Annotated in this window: 1 protein-coding gene; it reads left to right on the plus strand. The window is 69.1% G+C overall.

What is annotated here, in order from left to right:
- Positions 1 to 197: 197 nt before the first annotated feature.
- Entirely contained in the window at positions 198 to 1,811 is a 1,614-nt protein-coding gene (locus ABTZ89_RS38355; RefSeq protein ID WP_270952952.1) for a Na+/H+ antiporter, read from the plus strand.
- Positions 1,812 to 1,908 lie beyond the last annotated feature (97 nt).

Here is a 1,908-nt window from a genome sequence, read left to right on the forward strand (position 1 = left end):
GTCCTGGCTCGCGAATCCGCAGTTTCAATTGAAACTGCGGAACCCACCCACGGCGGATCACAGTTTCAATTGAAACTGCAGTTCCCTGCGACCGGGAGTTCACCTGGACGGGTGAGGGCTGTGATCAGGATCGGAACGACGAGCCAGCGGGGGGATCGGCTGCCTAACCTGTCCATGATGGACGGAGGTGTCACCCGGTGGTCCAACTGCTCCTCGTGCTGATCGGCGCGCTGCTCGTCACCGCCCTGGCCCGCAGCCGCGAGATCGCAGCTCCGCTGCTGCTCGTGCTGGTCGGCCTGCTGGTGTCGCTGATCCCGGTGCCCACCGAGCTGAACATCAACCCGGACCTGCTGCTCACCGTCGTGCTCCCGCCGCTGCTCTACGCCGCGGCGCTGGAGAGCTCCTACACGAACTTCCGGGCCCAGATCCGCAAGATCGTGCACCACGGCGTGCTGCAGGTGATCGCCACGTCGTTCCTGATCGGCTGGCTGGCCTTCGTCCTGATCCCCGAGCTGCCGCTGGCCTCGGCGATCGTGCTCGGCGCGGTGATCGCCCCGCCGGACGCCGTGACCGCCTCCTCGATCGGCCGCCAGCTGAAGCTGCCGCGCGGCGTCATGACGATCCTCGGCGGCGAGAGCCTGATCAACGACGCCGCCGCGCTGACGATCTACCGGATGGCGATCGCCGCCGTCGTCGGCACGACCCCCACGCTCGCGCACGGCGTGCTGGTGTTCGTGCTGGCCGTGGTGGTCGGAGTCGGGCTGGGGCTGGTGTTCGGCGTGCTCGCGCAGGCCGCGCGGACCCGCATCCCGGACGTGCAGGTGGCCACGGTGCTGGGCGTGCTGGTGCCGTTCCTCGCCTACCTCACCGCCGAGGAGCTGTACGGCTCGGGCGTGCTCGCGGTGATCACCGCCGGGCTCTACGTCGGCCACAACCAGCCGCGCGCCCGCGCCGCCGGTCGCCTGCAGGAGCACACCGTCTGGGCCTCGATCAACCTGCTGCTCGAGAGCCTGGTGTTCGCCTACATCGGCCTGCAGCTGAAGACCGTGGTCGACGAGCTGATCGCCTCCGGGCGCGACATCAGCTCGCTGCTGCTGTCCACGGTGGCGATCTTCGCCGCGACGATCGGCTTCCGGGTGCTGTGGATGTTCAGCTCCAACTACCTGCCCGGCCTGTCGCACCTGCTCTCGCCCGGCAAACGGCCCGGCGGCCGGTGGCGGCGCACGGCGGTGCTGTCGTGGGCGGGGATGCGCGGTGTGGTCACCCTCGCCGCGGCGGGCGCGATCCCGTTCACCACCAGCACCGGCGATCCGTTCCCGGCGCGGGACCTGATCCAGTTCATCGCGTCGGTGATCACGGTCGCCACCATCCTGGTCCAGGGCACCACGCTGCCCTGGCTGATCCGCAAGCTCGACGTCATCGACCCCGACGAGGCGGCCCGCGACGACCACGCCGAGGCGGAAGCCCGGGTGACGGCCACCAACGCCGCCCTGCGCTACCTGGATCAGCTGACCCCGGCTGACCTGAACACCGACCCGGAGCGCTACGAGCGGATGATCACCCGGATGAAGGCCCTGGTGGAGCACCAGGGCATGGCCGCGGCGGAACAGGTCGGCCGAACCCCGGACGAGCGCGAGGACACCGCGAGCCGGGGCTTCTCGAACCTCCGCCGCGACCTCCTCGAGGTCCAGCGCTCGGCGATGGCCGACGAACGGGACGCGGGCCACCTCGACGACGAGATCCTCCGGAGGGTCCTCCGAGAGCTGGACCTCCAAGAAGCTGCCCTCGACAGCTCCTGGCGCAACCGCTGAGCGATCAGCAGCGGCGCCGGTCGCGCAGTCGAGTCACCGCCCAGGATCAAAATTCCATTGAAATCAGACGTCCGATTTCAATGGAATTTGCGTCCGG

Origin of the sequence: Saccharopolyspora sp. NPDC002686 (assembly GCF_040295745.1) — a bacterium.
Lineage (GTDB): Bacteria > Actinomycetota > Actinomycetes > Mycobacteriales > Pseudonocardiaceae > Saccharopolyspora > Saccharopolyspora oryzae.